Genomic DNA, 20037 nt, shown 5'->3' with positions numbered 1-20037 from the left:
CCCTACATAGCGTGGTCAAGAAAGGCCCAAACGCGGTTTAACCGTGCTGGGGTTGTCCCCGCCAAATGTGGATAAGCCTGAGGACAGTCTGCGAGTACTCTGCCAAAAGCCTTGCAGATCATCGACTTGCAGGGTGCGGGCAAGAATCGCTCACCGTGCCGCCGCCGCAGCGCGCGGGATGAGGACGAGATGGGACGGTGGACAAGCGGACAGGCTTGTCCCCATGGAATGTGGACAAGCCTCTGAACAGTCGCACAACAAGTACAGAAACTCGTTATGCGACAGTCACTTGCGAGGCGTGGTCAAGCAATGACCAGCGGCGGGATCAGGAATCGCCTTCCAGGCGCATGCCGATCTTCAACCCTACCTGCCAGTGCGCCACCTTGCCGTCCTTGATGTGGCCGCGCACTTCGGTCACCTCGAACCAATCCAGGTTGCGCAAAGTTTCGGACGCGCGCTCGATGGCTTTCGCGATCGCATCGTCGGTGGACTTGGTGGAAGAGCCCACCAACTCGATCTGCTTGTAGACATGATTCGACATAGCTCGTCTCCGCATAGGGGGTGAGTCGTGAATCGTCGGTACTTTCGCCGTGTTCCGGCGCTTACGACCGGCAATCCATTCGAACACACAGGATACCTGCGCAGCGATAGAGTGGTGTTACGAGTTCCGTCGCGCGGTCTCGACCGGCGACGGAATCACTTTTGCAATGCGAAGCAAAGGAGACCACCATGCCTGAACGAAAGACCATCGAGCGCGCGAAGCGAGACAAGCGCGAAGGCAAATCAGCATCGACGCAAGCCGGCGAATTCGTGCGCGAGGAAATCGACAATGTGCGCGAGGGCAAGCATGGCGTGCGATCCAGCAAGCAGGCGATCGCAATTGGCCTGTCCAAGGCGCGCCGCGCCGGGGTGAAGCTGGGTACGCCCAAGAACGCCAGCGCCGAGACCAAACGCAAGGCAGCGCAGGACACCCGCGCGGCGCACGACGGCCATGCCAAGTCGAGCACGCGCTCCAAGGCCACGACCAAAGCCCTGAAGAAGGAAAGCACCAAGCCCGCGTCGAAGTCCGCGCTGTCACGCAACGCGACCAAGACGGCCAGCAAGCGCACGGCTGCGGACCGCTCGGCCGCCGCGCGCAAGGCAGCCGCGACCAAGGGTGCGGCTGGACGCTCAGCCGCTGCCAAGAAGGCGGCACGCACGCGTGCAGCGAACAAGCAGGCCGCAGGCGGGCATCATGCGGCGCATTGATATGGCGGTCTGACATAGGCGAACCGATGCTGCGTGGCGATACCGCAGCAATTCCTGAACGTGCGGCTAGCCCGCCTCGAATGCCTTGAACCGTTCCTGCAGAAATTCCCGCAAGCGCCGCACCGCGGGCGATAGCAGCATGCGGTGCACGCACAGCAGATAGAGCGGCGACGGCTCGCTGCCATATCCGGCCAGCAGTTCGACCAGCCGGCCCGCGCGCAAGTCGCTCAGCACGTCGTAGCGCGATTTGTACGCGATGCCGTGCCCAGCCAGCGCCCAACGCCGCACCAGGTCACCGTCGTCGCCCACACGATCGCCTTTGACCGGAATGGTGAGGCTGGTCCCCTCGTGCTCGAAGGTCCAGCGATCGTGCAGCGTTTCGCCCAGCACGAACGACAGGCAGTTGTGCCGGCGCAGGTCCGCCGGCGTTTGCGGCACCCCGTGCCGCGCAAGGTACGCGGGCGCCGCGCATACGACACGCCGGTTGTGTTCGGATAGCGGCAGTGCGACCAGGCCGGAATCGTTCGGCGTGCCGTAACGCACCGCGATGTCGACCGGTTGCCTGTACAGGTCCGCCAGCCGGTCGCTGATGCGTAGCTGGAAGTTGACGCGCGGGTGCTGGCGCTGGAACTCGTCCAGCCACGGCAGCAGCACGTGGCGGCCCAGGTCGGACGGGATCGATACCGACAAGGTGCCGGCAATGTCCGTCTTGTCGCGCGCCATTGCGTTCTTGCCGGCTTCCAGGGTGGATAGCGCCGAGCGCGCGTATTCCAGGTAGCGTTCGCCATCGCTGGTCAAACGTAGACTACGTGTCGAGCGCACGAAAAGCCGCGTTTCCAACGCCTCTTCCAGCCGCTTGAGCGCGGCGCTTGCCACCGCTGGCGTCAGGTCTAGCTCACGCGCGGCGGCCGAAAAGCTGCCCAGATCCGACGCGGCGACAAAGATCTTCAAATCCTCGAATCGGACCACTTCGGCCTCATTTTCAAAAATTTATTGAAACTGCCTGCGATGCTAGCCCGTTTTTCATCGGTGCGGAGTGGGTAATCATGCATTCATTCCCCCGACACGCAAGGAGTCCCCGCATGAAAATCGAACTGAAGGGCAAGAAGGCGCTTGTCACCGGATCCTCCGGCGGCATTGGGCTGGCGATTGCCATTGGACTGGCCGAGGCCGGCGCGCAGGTCGTCCTGCACGGCCGCAATGCAACCAAGCTGGCGCAAGCCGCTGAGACCGTCACGCAGCAAGTTGCAGGCGCCCAGGTCACGACCGTGCAGGCGGACCTGGCCACCGCGGACGGCGCCGCCTCGGTATGCGCCGCGCATCCCGACGTGGACATCCTGGTCAACAATGCCGGCACCTTCACGCCCAAGTCCTTCACCGAAATCACCGACGACGACTGGCAGTCCATGATGGACACCAACGTCATGAGCGGCATCCGGCTGTCGCGCTACTACCTGCCGCGCATGCTGGCTGCCAACTGGGGCCGAATCGTGTTCATTTCCAGCGAATCCGCCGTGCAGATCCCGCCCGAGATGATCCACTACGGCGTCAGCAAGACCGCCCAGCTCGCGGTCTCGCGCGGCCTGGCCGAGCTGACCGCGGGCACCAACGTCACCGTCAACGCCGTGCTGCCCGGCCCCACCCGGTCCGACGGGGTCGCCGACTTCTTCGCGGAAATGGCCAAGGAGCAAGGCGTCTCGCAAGCGCAGATGGAGCAGGACTTCATCGCCCAGCATCGCCCCACCTCGCTGCTGCGCCGGCTGGCCACCGTGCAAGAAGTGGCCAACATGGTCGTCTACACCTGCTCGACCCAAGCGTCGGCCACCAACGGCGCGGCCCTGCGCGTGGACGGCGGCGTGGTCCGCTCCATCATCTGAACCCCTGAACCGCCGGATGCTCCCGCCATGAAAGCCATTGCCTACTTCAAGAACCTGCCCGCCGACAACGCCGACGCCCTGCAGGACATCACCGCCCCCGAACCCGTGCCGGGCGACCACGACCTGCTGGTGGACGTGCACGCCATCTCGGTCAACCCAGTGGACGTCAAGATCCGCGCCAACCGCAAGCCCAAGGACGGCCAGCCCGAAATCATCGGCTGGGACGCCGCCGGCATCGTGCGCGCGGTCGGCGCGCGCACCAGCCTCTTCAAGCCGGGCGACCGCGTCTGGTATGCCGGCGCCCTGACCCGTCCGGGCGCCAACAGCGAACGCCATGTCGTGGACGAGCGCATCGTCGGCCACATGCCCAAGAGCCTGGATTTTGCGCAGGCGGCCGCCCTGCCCCTTACCACGATCACCGCGTGGGAACTGCTGTTCGACCGCTTGCGGGTCCTGGATAATGCCGCGCCCAGCCAGCGCAGCCTGCTCGTCATCGGAGCGGCAGGCGGGGTTGGCTCGATCCTGGTGCAGCTGGCGCGACAGCTCACCGGCCTGACCGTGATCGGCACGGCGTCGCGTCCCGAGACCCAAGCCTGGGTGCGCGACCTGGGCGCGCATCACGTCGTCGATCACACCCAACCACTGGCCGGCGAACTCAAGCGCATCGGCTATGACAATGTGAGCTACATCGCCGGCCTGACGCACACGGACGCGCATTTCCCGCAGATGGCCGAAGCGATTGCACCGCAGGGCAAGATTGCGCTGATCGACGACCCGGCCGCCATCGATGTGCGGCTGCTCAAGGGCAAGTCAGCCTCGCTGCATTGGGAATTCATGTTTGCCCGGCCGCTGCACAACACGCCCGACCTCATCGCGCAGCACGAACTGCTGAATCAGGCTGCCCGCCTGATCGACAACGGCACGCTGCGCACCACGCTGGGCGAGCACTACGGCAAGATCAACGCGGAAAACCTGCGCCGCGCCCACGCCTTCATCGAAAGCGGCAAGGCGCGCGGCAAGATCGTGCTGGAAGGGTTCTAGAAACGCGGCGATCCCGAACGGGATCGCGTGCGCCGGCGCGCCGCGCCGGGCGCGATCAGGCCAATCAGCCTCGGCCTTCGCGCTTGGCGCGCGCGTGCGGGTCGTTGATTTCGGCTTCCAGTTCGGCGATCAGCCACTGGAACCAGCCGTTTTCCGTGCGGGCATAGACGGCGGCCGCCGGCGTCTTGCCCTCGCGCCAGCCCGGCTGGTGCGTGTCCATCCAGGCCGACAGGCTCTTGTGAGGCGCCAGCAGACCGGACAGCCAGGACCACACATAATCGGGCACGTTGCGGCGAAAACCCTTGGCGCTGGCGTAGATGGTGGGCTCAAGCGGCAGGTTGCCCGCGCGAGCCAGCTTGGCCTGCGTCCGGCGAAGCGTCTCGACCGCAGCCTGCAATTGTTCGGTGCTGAGCTTTTTCACGTAACGACTCCTGATTCTGGTTTGAGCGGATTATCGCCGCAGGGTGCGGCGCTTACCAAGCTGCCATTCACTTTTTCCGCGCTGGCGCAAGCCCCAGCAGAAGCGTGGCGGCAAAACGCTCTCCAGGTTCCAGCACCTGCATGCCGGTTCGGGTCTCGCCCGCCGCCGCCAGATTGAACGCATCGGCCACGTTGCTGACCGGTTCCACGCAAAGGAACTCCGCACCCGGCGCCGTGTACACCACCAGATGCGCGAACGCCGGGTCGGCATGCAGCGCCAGTTCGTGGCCGCCGGGCCAGTGCAGCGTCGCGCGGCCCTGCCACTGCGACAGGTACGTGTCGCAGCCGTCGGCGGACTGGCGCAGCTCTCGCACCGTCGTCGTCTTGCTGCCCGTGGGCAAGCCATTCTCGTCCGACGGCCAGATGCGCCGGGCGTGCAGCGTGACGCGCTGCGCCGTGAAATACGGATGGATGCCCATGCCGCACGGCATCGGCGTGTCGCCTCGATTGGTGATGGCCATCTTCAGGCTCAGCCCGCGGCTGTCCAGCCGCCAGCGCTGCACGCATTCAAACGGCCAGGGCCAGCCCAGCACGCCGGCCGGCTGATCCAGCACCAGATCGACACTGTCGGGCGTCAGATTGCGGACCTGCCAGGACTGGAACAGCCCCGAGCCATGAATCGCCTGCGGCCGGTTGGGCACGGACTGCAATGCGTGGCGGGCGCCGTTGAACGTGAAGACGCCATCGCGGATCCGGTTGGAATACGGCGCCAGCGGATAGGATCCGGCACGCGGCCATCGGCCCGCCGGCCATTCGGTGGCGGTCAGCGGCACGATCCAGTCGTGTCCGCCGGTGGACAGCCGCGCCAGCCGCCCACCGCCGCCGGGCGCGAACTCGGCCTGGTGGTCGCCGCTGGAAATGGACACGCGCTCGCTGGCATCCAGCACGTCAGGAACGGCAATATCGGGCATGGCGTTGAAACTCCCGCGGCGTCCACACGCGCCACGCCGGGAAGATTGTGCCCGGCTGCGCGTTGGGGCTGCAAGTTGGCGTAGCCGGGGCGCCGCTCACGCGCCTCGGGCACCCCACCACAACCAGGCCGCCACACCAAAGGATATCCAGATCGCCACGATCAATATCGCGCCAAGGCGGCTTCTGGGCTTCGCACCCTTTTCCCGCATCCATTCGTCCGCGCGCAGGCGGCATTCGGCAACGACATCCGCAGGAAGCAACTTGATCGTCAGCCAAATCAGGACGGGAAGCAGCAGGACGTCATCGACATATCCCAGCACCGGGATGAAGTCGGGAATCAGGTCGATCGGACTCAAGGCATAAGCCACCACGAACACGCCAAGTGCCTTCGCGTACCAAGGCGTTCGCGGATGCTTGCCGGCGAACCACAGCGTCACACCGTCACGCTTGATGCGCCTGGCCCAGGCCTTCAACTTTTCGCTTGTGTTCACGGCTGGGCAGGTTATTGATGGGAAACGGCGATTGTAAGAGCCGCCCACCGAAGAACCCATCGCGTCTTCAACTTCGGCGATGCGATCAGCAAGTAATCCGCGGTCGTCCAAAAGTCAAAGGGCCGAATCCCTTGCTTCAAAGGATTCGGCCCCACTTGCTAGGTGCCAGCCCGCTTGCCTTAAGGCAAGCCAGCCAGTTCTTAAATCGGTTTGATCATTGTCGCCTGCGGACCTTTCTGTCCTTGGCCGGCGACGAACGATACACGCTGGTTCTCTTCAAGAGATTTGTGCCCGCTGCCCTGAATCTCAGAGTAGTGAGCGAAGAGGTCCTTACCGCCCAGCTCCGGCATGATAAAGCCGAAGCCCTTGTCGTTGTTGAACCACTTCACAATACCAGTTTCAATCTTCAATGTAAGTCCTAGATTTTCCAGGGAAAAATATCCCTGCACGCACTATGGGTCATTCGCAGCCACAAAGATATGACCGTTACTAAATGACGCATGTGCCGGCGATGCCACTGAACGCATTCTTGGAAGCCATGCGCGCTACGGCGTCTTGCCCCCGCGGGGCTGGGTGGCCGTCGCCGGTGTCAGACACAAACATTATTCAGCGGGCGCCGGCCGGGCGGCGGGTATCGGCCTTGCCGTCTTTGTCACGCCGGGCTTGGGTGTCCAGCGCGCCGTTGTAGTTTTTCCGGCTGGAAGACGATGAGCCATCGCTATAGCGGGTGTCGTAACCGCCCGTGTAGTTTTTCCGGCTGGAAGAGGACGAGCCGTCGCTATAACGCGTATCGTAGCCGCCGGTGTAATTTGACCGGCTGGTGGAGTTGCTGCCATCGCTGTAGCGGGTATCAAAACCGCCAGTGTAGTTTTTCCGGCTGGTGGAGGTCCTGCCATCGCTATAGGTCGTATCGAAGCCGCCTTGGTAGTTGGAGCGGCTCGACGACGTGGTGCCATCGTCGTACCGGCAATCTTCCCCGCCTTGGTAATTGGCCCGGCAGTTGTCTGCCTGGGCGCCCGCGGCGGCGAGCAAGGAAAGCACGACGAAAGACAGCATGGATTTGACTTTCATTTTGATCCCGATGGCGTGGAGGTCGATGTCATCTCACCGCGTTGTTGTGCGGCCAGGCGACAACCATAGCGACATTTATCGCGGGCAAATGCGCGTCCATTTCCGAAGGTTATTTCAGCCGATTTCGGCGCGATTCAGCCTGTTTCGTATGCGCACCATTCGTCCAGGTGCGCAGTCATGCGAAAAATCGCAACCCACCGCCAAATCGCCACGCCCCGGCTCGGCGGGGACTTGTCCGCCCCGATACAATCACGGGCATGAATTCTGCACTGCAAAATACCGCCGCCGACGCCCACGCGGGCCACACCCCCATGATGCAACATCATGCGCGAAAGTTTGCCTAACTCTTTGAATTGCCACGACTAATCGCGCTACACGTCTAATAATCTGTGCCTAATTAACACAGCGTAGTCCCGCATGTTTCCTAGTGGACTCTGCGTGTATTAGACGCAGGGAATGTCCTACTTCATTACCTGTTCGAGCGCCCAAGAGGCTGCTGCACCTGCCCGAGCCGCCCCACGTTTGATTGGCCTTAAAGCTTGGGGCTGCCGCTCGTATACTGTCCACTTGGCCAATATATAAGGAAGGCTCGCGACACATGATCCCTCCCTTCGAAGACCGCAGAGTGGTAATGCACCGGCAGCTCGTAGACGCGCACCAATATCACCTACGTGCGACGGATGTATGGGGAATTGAGGTCTTAAAGACCCTCTTTTTGCTGAACGCTGCGGGATTGGCGGGTGTTTTCACCCTTGCCCAGACCTCCATACCTCGCCAATCCCTTCCGTTCTTGCCATTTTCGTTGGGGATCATACTCGCGGTGGCCAGCCTGACTTTCGGTCGATATATGCACTCAGCCGGATCCGACGGCTGGAAAGAAACCGCGAACAACTATGCGGAATCGTTCGACGACCAAGATACCGAACTGACCAACAAACGAAAGGTCGGATGCTGGGAGTTTGCACAGACAATTTGTGCATACGGTTCCGCCGCATCGTGTCTGTGGGCGGGTTACGGCATGTATAAAATCTTCGGCATTCTTTCGGCGAGCTAATTCGCTATGTGTAGCCACTACCAAACGCTGAAGGACGCCGAACTGCTGCTGAAAAAGTTCGGCGTGACCCGGCCCGGAATCCTCGGCAAATACGAGATGTGGCCGCGTTATCAAGGCATCTTTGTCCGCCGGCCACCGGAGCATGACGCCGGTGACGAGGCGGTGCCGAGGGTGGAGGCCATCATGGGCCGCTGGGGCCTAATCTCGGGATCTACCCGGCCGGACGCGCTACCTGGCGCGGAGAAGCTGTCCACCTTCAACGCACGCGACGACCGCGTCGCCAACGCCTTCACCTTCCGCAGCGCCTGGCGCCGGGCGCAGCACTGCATCATCCCTGCAGATGCAATCTTCGAGCCCGACTGGCGATCCGGCAAGGCGGTGGCTACGCGATTCACCCGGGCCGACGGCGCGCCGCTGGGCATAGCCGGGTTGTGGGACCGCTACCGGGATGCGGCCGGCCAGTGGCAGGACAGCTACACCATGCTCACCATCAACGCCGATCACGATCCGCTCTTCCGCGACTACCACCAGCCAAACAAAGAAAAACGCATGGTGGTGATTCTGCCCGAGGGCGCCTATGGAGACTGGCTCACCGCCAGCGCCGACCAAAGCCGCGACTTCCTCGTGCCCTTCCCCTCCGACAAGCTCGTCGCCACGCCGATGGCCTGACCCCGATTCTGCTGCCATATACTGTATATCCATACAGCAAGATCACAGCAGAATCATGCTTTGCTCCGTCGTCCGCACCCACTACCTCGGCCAGAAGCGTCGGGACAATGACCCCGCGCCAGCGGTGACCGGCACTGTGCGGATGTACTCGATCACGCGCGAGGACATGCGCCGTCAGGTGCGCGTCATGACAATGGACGGCCTGGCGAAGTTCGGCGCGACCGCGAAGGGTCCGATCCCCGACCTGCTGGAACCGGAGCTACTCACCTTCTGCTCCGACAGGGGCATGATGGTCTGTGGCTTCGAAGAGATCGACGGACGGCGCTACTACCAGGGATGGTGGATGCAATGGCTCGAAGGTTAGGCCGTTATTGAAAATGGAATTCAACCCCATTTTCATAAAGTAATTAATGTAATAATTATGTCGCCTCCCACGTGCATCAACAACGAAGAGAGACACATAATGAAAAGAATAGCGCTGCTTGTATCCGTCGTCGCCCTATCCGGCTGCTCGACCTATGACATGGCCCTCATGGACCAGAAAAGCGGCACCACCGGCCGTGGCTTCGCAAAATGGAACGGCGCCGACGCAACTGTCGATCTCGCCGGCAAGATCTACACCGGGGAATTTCGCTACAGCCCGAATCGGACCATTTCGGTGCCCTCCATATCGCTCGCGGACAACCTGCCGCCCGCGATGGAGGAGAAGAAAAAGAATCTTGGATTTGTTGGCGGCAACGGGACCTTTTTCGCGCGCTCCGCCGACAACAGCGGCCTGCGTTGCGTGTTCGCGCTCAATCCCCGGAACGAAATCGGCTCCGGCGCCTGTATGGATGATGCAGGGGTCATGTATGACCTCCAGATCAACTAAGCCAGGTAGTGGCGTCGCTGGCCCGGCGAAAAAATCCCGCTCAATCAGCGGGCCACCAAAGCCGACACCGCTCCTCGCGCTCCTCGACGCCAGCGCCGAGTGGGGCAAGTCCTGTCGAACCGAAGGTCTCTCCGTGGCCGGATGGAGCATCAACTTCCAGAAGAAATGCGTCAGCGTGTCCGGCTGGAATGTTCGCCTTGCACCCGTGGAATTGATGATCTTCGCCCGGCTTCTGGCCTCACCTGGTGATTTGATCAGAAGCGGGGAATTTCACTCGTTGCTAGCCCGATGGAGCGGTGACGCCCAACCCGACGAGCTCAACCTGCGGCTTCGAGTGAACATCTCGAAGATGCGGGCCAAGTTTTCCCGACACGGGATCAAATTGCCGATCCTCGCGGTGCCTCGCCAGGGATACAGATTCTCGCTGGCGCCTGAAGATCAGCCATCGCAGCGTCAAAAGAGCAACGACGGCTAGGGCAGCCGGGCCTGACACGCTGCCAGTTGTGCGGTCACTTGCCGGAAGGTCTAGCACAAACCGTCGGTTTTGAGGGATGTGTGGCGAAAGCCACATAACGACCCAAACATCTGCGGCGGAAAACCCCCAAGAGGATTTTCCCAAGTCGTGACAATAGTATTTAGGTCGTCCTTACCTCTGAGGCGACCCCATGAAACGACTCGAATCCTACCTGCGCATCGCCGACCTCATTACGAGGGTGATCCAGCGCGTACTGGTCTGTGCCGTGTATCTGCACGTGCTCATCTCGGCCACGCCTCCACAGTAGCCCGATGCCGGGCCGAGCATTCCCCATACCGGAGCGCCAGCGCCATGTAACTGCGCGCGAAGTCGTCCCAGCTATCGCTTGTCACCTCCGGCACCGGCAGGCACAGCTGGGCCAGGTTGGCGGGCAGTATTGGCCAGGCGGCCGGCTTCGTTGATGTGCTGCAGCCGCTCAGCATCAAGGCGGCAGCTAGCAGGCAAAGGGGTCTGAACTTCGACACGGGTGTACCTTTCGATGGTTTTGGGCTCGGAATCGCGCAGCGCCACCAAGGCGCCCTCCAGGGTGTCGGAGATTCCGCCCAGGCGCGCGGTCTGATTCTTGAACTCAGTGAGCTCGGCCAGCATGTGATCCGCATTCGCCTTGTCGACGCCGGCCTGATATTGGCTGGCGCCATACCAGCGCACCCCGAAGACGACGGCAGTGAGCATCGCCGCGCCGATCAGGTATGGCAGCGCCGCGCGCAGGAGCGGATTCATCGTGTCACCTCGGCCACCGCCCGCGCGTAAAGGGCCGGCCACGTCGCCGCATGCGGTTTCCCCGGACGCCAGGTGCGCAGGTAGAGATTCCAGGCCCCCTGCTTATCGCCGACCGCAGGCAGCCGACCGGGGTCACTCCACAGCAGCAGGCGCGCCAGGCCAGCCGCCAGCACGTCGTCGTGCTCGATGGCATCCCAGATAGCGGCGTCGCGAGCCGGCACGCCCCGCGCCTGGTAAAGGTGCGCGGCCGCAGCGCTGGTGGCGACGTGCAGCCGGACGCCATGTACCATCCCGCCGCCCTGCTCGGCCTGCCAGAAGCTCTTCGCGGGCCCGACCGGGCGCGGCGGGTTGCCCACGAGCTGGCGCCGATGTTCGAAGCGCGATTCCTGCAGCCCGATCGCCAGCAGCATGATGCGCGCTTCGGGCGTGTCCATGCCGGCGGGCAGCAGCGCCAGCGCCGGGTTGATGCCGGCGGCGATGATTTCGGATAGCGTCATTGCTTGGGGCTCCTGATGTGCTTGGCCGTCACGGCAGCCACGTAGAAGGCGGCAGAGGCCGCGAACGCCGCGTCCCCCGCGCTGGCCCAGCCCGCCACGAAGATGCGGCAAGCGGCACCCGTAGCCGTCAGGCAGATGGCCGACAGGCCGATCCGTTCAAGCGTGGTGTCCTTGATGGCTCGGGCGAACACGGCCAGGCCGGCGCCCCCGGCTACCACCAGCCAGCAGACGAACGCGAGAACTGCCCACAGCGTCAGATAGATGGTGCTGTCCATGTCATGCCCCCTTGCCGCGTACGCGGTCGATGACTGCCTGCCAAAGCGCGGCGATGGGCGCGGACTGAACCGCCTCCCACGCGCGCGAGACGATGGCCATGCCGAACATGCCCATCAGGAAGCCCGCCAGACCTTCGGGAATGCCCAGCGCGAGGGACAAGTACGGCGAAGCGTAATAGGCCACCAGCGAGCCGCTGACGGCCATGCTGATGCGCGCCGGCCAACTGCCTTGCAGGTAGCGCATGGACACAGCTGCGCCCAGGACGCCGGCGAACTTGGCCGCAAAGGCGTCAAAGTCTTGGATGTTCAATCGCGTCTCCTTGAGACGAAAAAAATCCCGCCTTGGCGGGATGAATTGAGATCGAGGTCGCTGCGGTGCCACTTGCACCCGTCACGCCTTCAAGGTCGCGGCGAAGAGGAACAAGGCGCGAAGGTCCGCGGCAGCCAGGCCCAGTGTGTCGGCGATCGCGCTGAGCATCGGGCTGGTCGGGTCGAACACCTGCATCTCTTCCCAAGCGGTCCGGTAGTACGCCGGCGTCTCAGGCCGGGCAAGTAGTTGCTCGGTGGCTTCGAACAGCGAAATGCCACCTTCCTCTAGCGGTATGTCGCCGTAGGGCGTAGCTCGCATGGCCTCGCGCCCTTGCCAACGAGACACTGGCAAAGGCTCGGGCTCGGGAGGGACATATGGCGGAGGCGGAGTGCTCCGGACAAGGGTTTGAGGAACGGAAAGTTCAGCGCCATGAACCGCAACGAACCTCAGCCCGGCGTCCACTTCGACCACTGAAACATCATCCTCGAACTGCCAATACTGGCCGGTTTCGGTGTCTTTGAATGTTTGCATTTATCGGTATTCCCACCATGCGGAGATGGCGCTTGCCACGGGCACTATCCGGTATGTGGAACCGGCGGGAACAACTACCTGGGCGCCCAGGCTCGCGGCCGACGTAGGATTGAAAGAGTCTTGCGCAAGCCGATCATCCACGTACATGATGATGCGGCCATTCGCGGCATTCAGCGCGACAGAAGCCATCACTAATATGGGCTTACTGGTTGAGTTCGTGAAGTTTGTATTTGGCGCGCGAGAGGCCCCTACGTTCTGCCAAGACTGCCCGATGCCAAGCGCATTGATGGCTCCCAGGTCCGCGATTCGGGCATTCTCCTGCCATCCCTCCCAGACCTTGCTGGAGGTAAAGCGCACGCGCCTGAATGTGCGGCCTGTTCGCGTGGTGTACGCCTGCGTCACCTGCATATTGCCCGCGTTCGAAGCCTCCACTATGAGCGTGCCAGCTAATTGAATGGGCCAGTTGAGCGCTGCGGTGGCGTTCGCATCGGACTGGATGACGTAGAAGCCTGGGCGCACCACGTCGTTGGCATTCGTTCCAGCAAAAATGATTTCGCTGAAGCCGTTCGCGAGCACATCGATCAACCCGTTGATCTTCGTAAAAGCCGATCGGGGAGACTCTCCGCGCCCTCCTCCGACCTGCGGCGTATCCAGATCGATCTGAAAGTCGGAGTAATCAGGCATCGCCTTCTCCCGTGGGCATCCTCGCGGCCTCCTGCGCCTTGATCGCGTCGGCGATGCCCTGCCTGGCGATCATCTCCAATCGGGCCGTCAGCCCATTGATGAGCTCGTGGGTCAAGCGATTGCCCATGTTCTGGAGAAGGACCTGATGAATTTCCTGTTGCATGTTTTGCTGTGCCCAAAAATAAACCGCCTGCAGGCGGTAGTGTTTTAGAGTCCGCCCACGTCTATAACCGTGTAATTCCACGGCTGTCTGCGCATCTGCGGCGGGTTTATCGGCTGCTGGTAAGGCCCTTGGACGCGCACGCAGCTGGCAACGCCGATGACAGATCCAGACTGACGGACGCAAGAGGATTGCCAGAAAAACATAAAATCGGGCAGGCTCACCCCGGTTGGAACCTCAGCTATGTTCGTGGCCAAATTCCCCTGCAGGACCGCAGGAACCGCACCCACAGGCATCGTGTAGCTCAAGAATTGGGGCGGCGCATTATCCTGCGTAACAGGGAGATCTGTGTCAATGCCACTCAGCGATGCCAGATATTTCATGTATTGATTGCGGGAATCGAACGAAGAAACGCCGGCAGCATTCTTAACCCGAAGCCCGTAGTTCTGGCCGGCAGGGAACCCCGTAAAGTTGGGCGGCGCGAAAAGATACCAGTAGATGGTGGCGGCGGATCCGCCGACGATGTAGGAAAGGAAATCCACCTGCATCGTGGAGCCCGAGATCACCGTATTCAAGATAAAAGTGGGGAAATCTGCCCTGAAAGCGAAAGCACTGGCCGGGGTATATGGGACAGTAATTGTCCCAGAGCGCCAGGAAGAAAACCCCGTGGCTTGACTGGCCACTGCAACGCCTTTCGTCCAAAAAGCTAGGTTCTGGAATGTGCTGTCTATTTGGATCAGATTGCTTTCGTTCCGGACTTGCAAACCATAGTCTGCCATCTAGCCGATCCTCCCGTATGCAACACGCGCAGACACGCGTTCCTGCGGAGAAACGAAGTACCAGGAGAAAGAGGAAGCGCCTGGAACGATGACAGGAAGATTCAGAAAACTGGCCACACCTGGGGAGCTAAGAATAAGGAAAAAGGGTGTCCCACCAGCCAGCCCGGGTGTGGAAATAGAACCATCGGCCACGCCCGTATCAAACTGACCAAGGATCCGAGGCAGGGTGGAGGTGTATTCCACCTGCACCGCGCCCAAGGCGTCCTTGATACGCAAGCCGTAAGGCATGAAAAATCTCCTATGCAAGCCATCCCAGCGTGCAGCGATCAATACCGTTGTTGTCGTACACGATCACCTGCTGCGGAGTAATACGCATGCGACCACCGCCAGGAAGCGGCGAGTTCAGTTCAAATGTGCCAGTCTTCGAGAGACGCCAGCCGGTCACGCCTGCCACGTAGTCGTCGGACTGAATGTAGGCGCCGATCATGGCGTTCGTGATGGTCCCGTTTTTGATGAACAGGCTGTTCAAGAACGCCGTGTCGTTTGCTACGTCAAAGATGAAAGGGGCGTGCAGTTGGCCATTGATCGAATTGAGAAATGCAATCGTGTCGGCCATCACAAGGAACTCGCTACGACTGGTGCCGTCGGGGTTAATCGCAGCGCCCAGCGCCACACCGGTCTGTACGACCCGCCCATCGGTTCGAACCTGCGTTTTCACTTGCCAGCTCGACGACAACGCGCCATCCAGACTCGCGACAACAGAGGCCGCTTCCTCGACGGTCGCCTCCATCCCAGTCACCGCCGCGGACAGCACCGTCAGGCTATTGGCAGTTGCCTGGGTCAGATCCGCCGTCACCTGAAGCTCTTGACGAATGATCGCCAGGTTTCCCGCCGTCTGCGCGGCAAGGGAGGTCGTACGCTTTGCCTCGCGGTAATCGCCCTCGTTGATCACAGAGGTCGTCGTCACCGTTCCGACGAAGCTGTCGCCATCGTCGCCTGCGAACCACTTTTGATCGAGTACGTCGTCACCGGCGAGGTCGCCAATGATCTTTTCCAGCACGTCCTCGGTAACGCCTGCCTGAATCTCCCTGATCACTCCAGGTGCGAATTGGCCCTCCCCGAGTCGGCCTTCCAGGTAGTCCAAGATGGTCTCGGGGTCCTGGTTCGGCTTCCCAAACACGCCGGCGCCGGACGAAGCCGGATACCACTGTCCGGCCGTGCCGTTCTTGTCGATCAGCCGGATCCAGAACCACATCTCGGTGGAGTATCCCAGGCCGTACAGCGTGTAAGAGGTATCCGGATAGGACACCTGGGTAACCACATAGCTGTCAAAGAAGTTGTTCGTCAGGCTCGCGCGGATCTCCGCCTTCTCAAGGATGTTTGGCGTGTCCGGGTAGGACCAGTTCAAGCGGATCGCCATAATCTCGCCAGTCGTGACGAGCGACGTGACAACCGGCGGACTGCCGATTACGCCGGACAGCGTCGTCAAGGGCGAATAGGCCCACAGCGACGGAACATCCAACCCGTTGATGGCGCGGACTCGCACCACATAATCCCCGGAGTAGATATTCAGGACTTCCGCGAGCAAGGTTCCCGTGCGCGGCATCTGCACCCAGTCACCACTGTCGCGGCGCCACTGCACGTCATAGGACACCGCGTTCTCGGCTGCCTCCCAGGTGATCTCGGCATTGTGCCGCGTGATGCCTTGGTGAAACGTCGCGAACTCGGCGATCATGACGTTGTCGGGCGCAAGCTGGGACCGTGGCGGTACCACGCTGACGGGCAGCGGGTCCAGCCGTGCGCCGTTGTCAATGGCGGCGAACTTTCCCGGGTGATGAAACACCCCGGACACGTCAAAGATCGTGCCCTCGTTCCGTTCCTTCACCGAAATGACCCGCACATACTGAGCGACGAGATCATCCGCGTCCACGGACCAACTGGCGTCCGCAACCGGTGCCGCCGAAAAAGCTGGGCTGACAGTGACCACCCGGTCGGATACCAGCGCCACCCGGCGCCGCTCTGCCTGGCCGCTCGGCAAAATCACGGTCAGAGTGTTGCCGGGCTGGATCGGGTGATCTCGATCCAGCGTCACCGTCGAGGCCGAGGCTTGCCGCACCAAGCCGCCGATCGGACGCCCGGCCCTGTTCTGATCAGCGATCTGAATGATGCTCCCCGGCTGGGGAATCACGCCCTCGAGGCCCACGGAGAACGACACCCCGCCGGTCTCCAAGCGCGACGTGTAGAGCTGATACAGCCCCACGCGCTGGGCCTGGCCTCGGGACGTACACCCGAAGGCCGTGACTTCGGTTTTGCGAATACCGAATCGGAAAATCCCGTCATCGTCATTCACCACCTCGACCTTGGCACGGTAGAAGTCGCTCGGATCGTTCCAGGACACCAACGCCACGGTGTTGCGGGTCGAGATGTCGGCCCCCGTGTAATTGAATTCGGAATTAAGCACCTTGCCATTCGGGTAGGTGTAGACCGGATCGCCGGGCGCATCTGCCACGGCCAGAACCTGGCCATTCGCCCAATACGCCATGCCACGAAAGACGCTCGCCAGATCGTTGATGACCTTGAGAGCATCGGCCCGGCCCTGGATGTAGCAGTTGCACGTGAAGCGAGGCTCCTGCCCGCCCTGTCCATCGGACACCAACTGGTCGCAATATGCTCCGATCTGGTACAGGGCGTAGCGGTCGATCATCGACGCGTCGATCCGGTCGCCAAGTCCGTACAGCTTGCTCGTGACAAGATCGTAAAAAATCCACGCCGGGTTGTCAGTCCAGGCGCGCTTGAACGATCCATCCCACACCCCCGTATAGGCGCGAGTCTCCGGGTCGTAGTTGCTCGGGACACGAATGATCTGACCCTTCCAGCGATACGCCCGGGTCGGGATGCTCTGGTAATGCGCGGCATCGATCTTGATGCCGACAAGCGCGGTCATGGGATATCGGAACTTGCCGTCAATCACCTCCGCAAAGCTCATCACCTTCATGGCGTCGGCAATGGCGGTGTTATTCGCCTCTGCCGTCAACCTGCGCACGCGAATTGTCCAACCGGCGTTCGTGGCCGGCAGCTCGACCCGGTGCGTTCGGCTATACCCGCCCACCGACTTCCCATCGACGGTGGTGGTCAGAACGTTTTCGAAGGCGCCGCTGCCGACAGCGAGGTCGATTGCGTACTCGATGACGTAGCCGACTCGATCGCCAACGTTCTTGCCAGACTCGATCGCCTTCATGAGCTGTGGCCATTGCAGGGTCACGCGCACCGCCGACAGCTCGGGGTTGGTGATGAGCTGCGTCCACGGCTGTGTGGTCTTCACATCCGCGCCCACCGCGGTCACGTCTGCCGACGCGGGGAAGCCGGCAATGTGCTCCTGGTCCTGCGTGCCGTAGCGAATCTCGACCTGCACATTGGGAATGTTGAGCGTGCCGTTCTCGTTCTGGATAGGCGTTCCATCCAAATAGATGCACCGCAGTGGCTCTCCCGGGTGGACCGGCCCAAACACCTCGCCGTTGCTGATCACGTCCAGCAGAACGGCGTAGGCGGTGCTATGCAGGCTGTCGGGCTGCTCAACGGGAGTTCGAGCGCTGCCGCCCCCCTTCCCGCCGCCCCCCGAGCCCACGATGCGCATCCCGCCTTTGCGCTCAAGCAGCTCAACCGTCATTGCTGATCCTCCGAATACATATCGCCGGACACCGTCACGGACCCGATGGTCATCTCGCCGTAGAAGACCGGAACCGGGTTTCCTTGCGCCGTGACGTTGACGGGCCCATTGAAGTTGTAGGAGGCGCCGTTATCCGGGCTGTCAACGCTCGACAATCCGCCCTGCTGCTTCGTCAGAAGCTGTGACACGCCGCCCAGGATCATCCCCACGCCCAGCATGAAGGCCATCTGCCCCGCCACGCTGGAGAAGGCAATCGCGCCGCCAGCGGCAATTGACGCGCCCCCGGTGAAGAATGCCGCCGCCACCAGGACGGCGCCCAGAATGATCTGGAATGCGCCCCCACGACCGGACCCCTGGATCACTGGAGCGATGCGGATGTCATCATGTCCAACAGGAAAGCTCAGCCCGCCCTCGGCAATGTTCTCCTTGCCAATGAAGCAGGCATATCCGATACCCCGGTCCTTGCTGTCGTAGAGGGCGGCCTGAAATCCCGGGACCATCTGGCACAGCGCGCGGATAGCGCCTGCAGTGTCGTTGCACACGAACCGATGGACCCGGCCGAATTTTGCGCCCAGCCAGCCGTACAGACGGATCGTCCGCACTCGATCGGGCGCAAAAAAGCCCGCCGAAGCGGGCTGTCCCATCGTTGCTGCAGTCATCTCGCATACCTCACTATCATTCGGGTTATGTCGGCCCAATATCCGCCGTACACCACCCTCTCCGACAGCCGCGGCATGGCGTGATGCAGCATCGCGCCCGGCACGCGGTGCAAGCCCGGCTGCGACTTAAGATCGGCGTCGCCAAGAAACACGCCTCCGTGGTTTGTGCGATCGCTGCGGTATTGCATCAGCAAGACATCGCCATACCGGGGCCCGTCACTGACTTGAACGAACCCGGCTGCTTGGAAGTTGTCCAGGTAGATTTCGCCGCACTCCGGTTTTTCCCACCAGCGATCTGGGCGAACGAAGTCAGGCAACGTAATGCCCATCTCGCGCTGATAGAAGTCTCGGATCAGCCCGTAACAATCCAGAGATCCATGATGGAAATTCCGCCCCACCAATGGCGCCACGTATCCGCTCGGCGCGAACGACTGCCAGTGCGCGATCGCCGGCGCTTCATCGCCCGCGTTCTTCTTCACGCTGACGATGTGCCACGGCAGCCCCGTCGCCTCGCAACTGACCAAATCGACTTCAGTCGGGGTCGCGTCCCTGTCGATGTGCGAATGAACAACGGCGATGACCTGGCCCTGGTCCTCTGCCGCTGCGTAATCCTCAGCCGAGATGATGAAGTCTTGCCCATCCTCGGCTATGTTCCTGCAGGCAATGAACCGCTGTTTGGCGCCATCGGCGACCAGCAATCCGCACGCCTCGCGCGGGTAATCGCGCAAGGCATGCGCTTCGATTTTCCTTCTGATCGCTGCGCGCATCATCGAATCCTATCGGCGCTCGGAAAGCCGCCAAAAGAAAGGGGTTGCCACTCCCCGAAACGTCGCTTGCAGTCGGAGACACGCCCACCGCATTTGTCGAGCGACGGGTCAGAAACTGGGTTTCCATCACGATCGAACATCGCGCTGCCGGTGTATCCGCAATAGGCGCCGCGGTAACCTCCCTCAGGCCCGTCGATGACGAGCCAGCCGCACTTGCCTGCGATGATCTGCCGTCGCGGCAACTGAACGCCCTCGAACTGAAATGGAGAGGTCAGCACGAACGTCACGGCCTGCTTGGTCTCCAGCCGTTTCTGGGAGACGGTCCATACCTCGTCCGGCAGATGCGCCGTAGGATCCGCGCTCGGGTTTCCCCCCTCGAAATTCTCCGCGTCCAAATACTTGGTGAACGTGCGCCGGCGGATCAGCTTCGCACCGACCAGGTCGTCGAGCGCGAGACAGAGCGCCGTGACGACTCCCGGTATCGGGTTCCCGTCGTCGTCCTGTCCGATGTTGCCCACAGACACCTCGGGGAGGGGCTGCTCTCCATTGCCGGTTCGCTCGAAATTTCGACCCTCGATTGCCCACGGGAGGTACGTCTTTCCCTGCCAGACGATAGGCCCGTCTCGGTGATTGTGGTAGCGCTCAGTGCTGCCACCGATGCCGGTGCAGTCGATCTCGAAACCCACAAACAGGTTTCCGGCATCCAGCTTCTGTACTTCGACTGGAACTGACATAACCT

General features: G+C 61.9%; 28 protein-coding genes. 8 read left to right on the top strand and 20 right to left on the bottom strand.

Going from position 1 to position 20037, the window contains the following annotated elements:
- Positions 1-325: 325 nt before the first annotated feature.
- A complete protein-coding gene (locus FBY20_RS20595; protein WP_062842102.1) occupies positions 326-541 on the bottom strand; it encodes a dodecin in 216 nt (71 codons plus the stop codon).
- A gap of 188 nt (positions 542-729) precedes the next feature.
- Here FBY20_RS20595 and FBY20_RS20590 point away from each other — a divergent pair, with 188 nt between their 5' ends.
- Positions 730-1248, top strand: coding sequence for a DUF6496 domain-containing protein (locus tag FBY20_RS20590; RefSeq protein WP_056323428.1), 519 nt, complete (start codon positions 730-732; stop codon positions 1246-1248).
- Between the two features lie 66 nt (positions 1249-1314).
- On the opposite strand, the gene FBY20_RS20585 is transcribed toward FBY20_RS20590, so the two are convergent.
- Positions 1315-2217, bottom strand: coding sequence for a LysR family transcriptional regulator (locus tag FBY20_RS20585; protein ID WP_142054325.1), 903 nt, complete (start codon positions 2215-2217; stop codon positions 1315-1317).
- Between the two features lie 113 nt (positions 2218-2330).
- On the opposite strand from FBY20_RS20585, the gene FBY20_RS20580 reads away from it, so the two are divergent.
- Together FBY20_RS20580 and FBY20_RS20575 are read left to right on the top strand one after the other, a co-directional pair.
- Complete coding sequence (locus tag FBY20_RS20580; RefSeq protein ID WP_142054323.1) at positions 2331-3125, top strand: SDR family NAD(P)-dependent oxidoreductase; 795 nt, start codon at positions 2331-2333, stop codon at positions 3123-3125.
- A gap of 27 nt (positions 3126-3152) precedes the next feature.
- Complete coding sequence (locus FBY20_RS20575; protein ID WP_142054321.1) at positions 3153-4166, top strand: zinc-binding alcohol dehydrogenase family protein; 1014 nt, start codon at positions 3153-3155, stop codon at positions 4164-4166.
- A gap of 64 nt (positions 4167-4230) precedes the next feature.
- Here the strand turns inward: FBY20_RS20575 and FBY20_RS20570 are convergent, their stop codons facing one another.
- From FBY20_RS20570 to FBY20_RS20550, 5 genes are all read right to left on the bottom strand, one after another.
- Positions 4231-4587: a hypothetical protein gene (locus FBY20_RS20570; protein ID WP_056323418.1), complete on the bottom strand. Its 357-nt coding sequence runs from the start codon at positions 4585-4587 to the stop codon at positions 4231-4233.
- Positions 4588-4654: 67 nt separating this feature from the next.
- Entirely contained in the window at positions 4655-5557 is a 903-nt protein-coding gene (locus FBY20_RS20565) for an aldose 1-epimerase (protein WP_142054319.1), read from the bottom strand.
- A 96-nt stretch (positions 5558-5653) separates the two neighbouring features.
- Positions 5654-6049 (bottom strand): YkvA family protein, encoded by a 396-nt coding sequence (locus tag FBY20_RS20560; protein WP_174245483.1) that lies wholly within the window; start codon positions 6047-6049, stop codon positions 5654-5656.
- 200 nt (positions 6050-6249) lie between these two features.
- On the bottom strand, positions 6250-6459 hold the full coding sequence (locus tag FBY20_RS20555; protein ID WP_056323411.1) for a cold-shock protein: 210 nt from the start codon (positions 6457-6459) through the stop codon (positions 6250-6252).
- 196 nt (positions 6460-6655) lie between these two features.
- A complete protein-coding gene (locus FBY20_RS20550; protein WP_056323407.1) occupies positions 6656-7120 on the bottom strand; it encodes a hypothetical protein in 465 nt (154 codons plus the stop codon).
- Positions 7121-7718: 598 nt separating this feature from the next.
- Here FBY20_RS20550 and FBY20_RS20545 point away from each other — a divergent pair.
- The 5 genes from FBY20_RS20545 (at position 7719) to FBY20_RS20525 (ending at position 10189) form a co-directional block, all read left to right on the top strand.
- Positions 7719-8174 carry a hypothetical protein gene (locus tag FBY20_RS20545; RefSeq protein WP_142054317.1) on the top strand — a complete coding sequence of 152 codons (456 nt, stop codon included), beginning with the start codon at positions 7719-7721 and terminating at the stop codon, positions 8172-8174.
- A 6-nt stretch (positions 8175-8180) separates the two neighbouring features.
- Positions 8181-8843 (top strand): SOS response-associated peptidase, encoded by a 663-nt coding sequence (locus FBY20_RS20540; protein WP_142054315.1) that lies wholly within the window; start codon positions 8181-8183, stop codon positions 8841-8843.
- Between the two features lie 55 nt (positions 8844-8898).
- Positions 8899-9207, top strand: a complete 309-nt coding sequence (locus FBY20_RS20535) for a hypothetical protein (RefSeq protein ID WP_226848515.1) — start codon at positions 8899-8901, stop codon at positions 9205-9207.
- 168 nt (positions 9208-9375) lie between these two features.
- A complete protein-coding gene (locus tag FBY20_RS20530; RefSeq protein WP_142054313.1) occupies positions 9376-9714 on the top strand; it encodes a hypothetical protein in 339 nt (112 codons plus the stop codon).
- Positions 9695-10189, top strand: coding sequence for a helix-turn-helix domain-containing protein (locus FBY20_RS20525; protein ID WP_142054311.1), 495 nt, complete (start codon positions 9695-9697; stop codon positions 10187-10189). Before FBY20_RS20530 ends, FBY20_RS20525 begins: the two co-directional genes overlap by 20 nt.
- A 378-nt stretch (positions 10190-10567) precedes the next feature.
- On the opposite strand, the gene FBY20_RS20520 is transcribed toward FBY20_RS20525, so the two are convergent.
- From FBY20_RS20520 to FBY20_RS20465, 13 genes are all read right to left on the bottom strand, one after another.
- Positions 10568-10969, bottom strand: a complete 402-nt coding sequence (locus tag FBY20_RS20520; RefSeq protein WP_142054309.1) for a hypothetical protein — start codon at positions 10967-10969, stop codon at positions 10568-10570.
- Complete coding sequence (locus tag FBY20_RS20515) at positions 10966-11466, bottom strand: hypothetical protein (RefSeq protein ID WP_142054307.1); 501 nt, start codon at positions 11464-11466, stop codon at positions 10966-10968. The genes FBY20_RS20520 and FBY20_RS20515 overlap by 4 nt, the downstream gene beginning before the upstream one ends.
- On the bottom strand, positions 11463-11741 hold the full coding sequence (locus FBY20_RS20510; protein ID WP_142054305.1) for a hypothetical protein: 279 nt from the start codon (positions 11739-11741) through the stop codon (positions 11463-11465). Before FBY20_RS20510 ends, FBY20_RS20515 begins: the two co-directional genes overlap by 4 nt.
- A gap of 1 nt (position 11742) precedes the next feature.
- Positions 11743-12051, bottom strand: a complete 309-nt coding sequence (locus FBY20_RS20505; protein WP_142054303.1) for a hypothetical protein — start codon at positions 12049-12051, stop codon at positions 11743-11745.
- An 81-nt stretch (positions 12052-12132) separates the two neighbouring features.
- Positions 12133-12369, bottom strand: a complete 237-nt coding sequence (locus FBY20_RS20500; protein WP_142054301.1) for a hypothetical protein — start codon at positions 12367-12369, stop codon at positions 12133-12135.
- Between the two features lie 213 nt (positions 12370-12582).
- Entirely contained in the window at positions 12583-13266 is a 684-nt protein-coding gene (locus FBY20_RS20495; RefSeq protein ID WP_142054299.1) for a pyocin knob domain-containing protein, read from the bottom strand.
- Positions 13259-13429: a hypothetical protein gene (locus FBY20_RS27735; RefSeq protein ID WP_160144424.1), complete on the bottom strand. Its 171-nt coding sequence runs from the start codon at positions 13427-13429 to the stop codon at positions 13259-13261. The genes FBY20_RS20495 and FBY20_RS27735 overlap by 8 nt, the downstream gene beginning before the upstream one ends.
- A 44-nt stretch (positions 13430-13473) precedes the next feature.
- The gene (locus FBY20_RS20490; RefSeq protein WP_142054296.1) at positions 13474-14205 is read right to left on the bottom strand and encodes a hypothetical protein; all 732 of its coding nucleotides are present in this window, start codon (positions 14203-14205) and stop codon (positions 13474-13476) included.
- The gene (locus FBY20_RS20485) at positions 14206-14493 is read right to left on the bottom strand and encodes a hypothetical protein (RefSeq protein WP_142054295.1); all 288 of its coding nucleotides are present in this window, start codon (positions 14491-14493) and stop codon (positions 14206-14208) included.
- 10 nt (positions 14494-14503) lie between these two features.
- On the bottom strand, positions 14504-17872 hold the full coding sequence (locus FBY20_RS20480) for a host specificity protein J (RefSeq protein WP_142054294.1): 3369 nt from the start codon (positions 17870-17872) through the stop codon (positions 14504-14506).
- Positions 17869-18531 carry a tail assembly protein gene (locus tag FBY20_RS20475; protein ID WP_255452417.1) on the bottom strand — a complete coding sequence of 221 codons (663 nt, stop codon included), beginning with the start codon at positions 18529-18531 and terminating at the stop codon, positions 17869-17871. The genes FBY20_RS20480 and FBY20_RS20475 overlap by 4 nt, the downstream gene beginning before the upstream one ends.
- Positions 18528-19298, bottom strand: coding sequence for a C40 family peptidase (locus FBY20_RS20470; protein WP_174245438.1), 771 nt, complete (start codon positions 19296-19298; stop codon positions 18528-18530). The genes FBY20_RS20475 and FBY20_RS20470 overlap by 4 nt, the downstream gene beginning before the upstream one ends.
- Positions 19298-20032, bottom strand: coding sequence for a phage minor tail protein L (locus FBY20_RS20465; RefSeq protein ID WP_142054292.1), 735 nt, complete (start codon positions 20030-20032; stop codon positions 19298-19300). The genes FBY20_RS20470 and FBY20_RS20465 overlap by 1 nt, the downstream gene beginning before the upstream one ends.
- Positions 20033-20037 lie beyond the last annotated feature (5 nt).

Source organism: Achromobacter sp. SLBN-14 (assembly GCF_006715415.1).
Classification (GTDB): Bacteria; Pseudomonadota; Gammaproteobacteria; order Burkholderiales; family Burkholderiaceae_B; genus Achromobacter; species Achromobacter mucicolens.
Note: the sequence above shows the minus strand (reverse complement) of the source record. Positions and strands in the feature narration are given on the sequence as shown.

What these genes read in the sequence shown, in the direction of transcription:
- FBY20_RS20530 (WP_142054313.1), top strand. Translation starts at nt 9,376, where the DNA reads ATGGACCAGAAAAGCGGCACCACCGGCCGTGGCTTCGCAAAATGGAAC.
- FBY20_RS20580 (WP_142054323.1), top strand. Translation starts at nt 2,331, where the DNA reads ATGAAAATCGAACTGAAGGGCAAGAAGGCGCTTGTCACCGGATCCTCC.
- FBY20_RS20550 (WP_056323407.1), bottom strand. Translation starts at nt 7,120, where the DNA reads ATGAAAGTCAAATCCATGCTGTCTTTCGTCGTGCTTTCCTTGCTCGCC.
- FBY20_RS20520 (WP_142054309.1), bottom strand. Translation starts at nt 10,969, where the DNA reads ATGAATCCGCTCCTGCGCGCGGCGCTGCCATACCTGATCGGCGCGGCG.
- FBY20_RS20495 (WP_142054299.1), bottom strand. Translation starts at nt 13,266, where the DNA reads ATGCCTGATTACTCCGACTTTCAGATCGATCTGGATACGCCGCAGGTC.
- FBY20_RS20515 (WP_142054307.1), bottom strand. Translation starts at nt 11,466, where the DNA reads ATGACGCTATCCGAAATCATCGCCGCCGGCATCAACCCGGCGCTGGCG.
- FBY20_RS20565 (WP_142054319.1), bottom strand. Translation starts at nt 5,557, where the DNA reads ATGCCCGATATTGCCGTTCCTGACGTGCTGGATGCCAGCGAGCGCGTG.
- FBY20_RS20545 (WP_142054317.1), top strand. Translation starts at nt 7,719, where the DNA reads ATGATCCCTCCCTTCGAAGACCGCAGAGTGGTAATGCACCGGCAGCTC.
- FBY20_RS20485 (WP_142054295.1), bottom strand. Translation starts at nt 14,493, where the DNA reads ATGCCTTACGGCTTGCGTATCAAGGACGCCTTGGGCGCGGTGCAGGTG.
- FBY20_RS20500 (WP_142054301.1), bottom strand. Translation starts at nt 12,369, where the DNA reads ATGCGAGCTACGCCCTACGGCGACATACCGCTAGAGGAAGGTGGCATT.
- FBY20_RS20475 (WP_255452417.1), bottom strand. Translation starts at nt 18,531, where the DNA reads ATGACTGCAGCAACGATGGGACAGCCCGCTTCGGCGGGCTTTTTTGCG.
- FBY20_RS20480 (WP_142054294.1), bottom strand. Translation starts at nt 17,872, where the DNA reads ATGACGGTTGAGCTGCTTGAGCGCAAAGGCGGGATGCGCATCGTGGGC.
- FBY20_RS20590 (WP_056323428.1), top strand. Translation starts at nt 730, where the DNA reads ATGCCTGAACGAAAGACCATCGAGCGCGCGAAGCGAGACAAGCGCGAA.
- FBY20_RS20540 (WP_142054315.1), top strand. Translation starts at nt 8,181, where the DNA reads ATGTGTAGCCACTACCAAACGCTGAAGGACGCCGAACTGCTGCTGAAA.
- FBY20_RS20470 (WP_174245438.1), bottom strand. Translation starts at nt 19,298, where the DNA reads ATGCGCGCAGCGATCAGAAGGAAAATCGAAGCGCATGCCTTGCGCGAT.
- FBY20_RS20595 (WP_062842102.1), bottom strand. Translation starts at nt 541, where the DNA reads ATGTCGAATCATGTCTACAAGCAGATCGAGTTGGTGGGCTCTTCCACC.
- FBY20_RS20510 (WP_142054305.1), bottom strand. Translation starts at nt 11,741, where the DNA reads ATGGACAGCACCATCTATCTGACGCTGTGGGCAGTTCTCGCGTTCGTC.
- FBY20_RS20575 (WP_142054321.1), top strand. Translation starts at nt 3,153, where the DNA reads ATGAAAGCCATTGCCTACTTCAAGAACCTGCCCGCCGACAACGCCGAC.
- FBY20_RS20525 (WP_142054311.1), top strand. Translation starts at nt 9,695, where the DNA reads ATGACCTCCAGATCAACTAAGCCAGGTAGTGGCGTCGCTGGCCCGGCG.
- FBY20_RS27735 (WP_160144424.1), bottom strand. Translation starts at nt 13,429, where the DNA reads ATGCAACAGGAAATTCATCAGGTCCTTCTCCAGAACATGGGCAATCGC.
- FBY20_RS20465 (WP_142054292.1), bottom strand. Translation starts at nt 20,032, where the DNA reads ATGTCAGTTCCAGTCGAAGTACAGAAGCTGGATGCCGGAAACCTGTTT.
- FBY20_RS20535 (WP_226848515.1), top strand. Translation starts at nt 8,899, where the DNA reads ATGCTTTGCTCCGTCGTCCGCACCCACTACCTCGGCCAGAAGCGTCGG.
- FBY20_RS20490 (WP_142054296.1), bottom strand. Translation starts at nt 14,205, where the DNA reads ATGGCAGACTATGGTTTGCAAGTCCGGAACGAAAGCAATCTGATCCAA.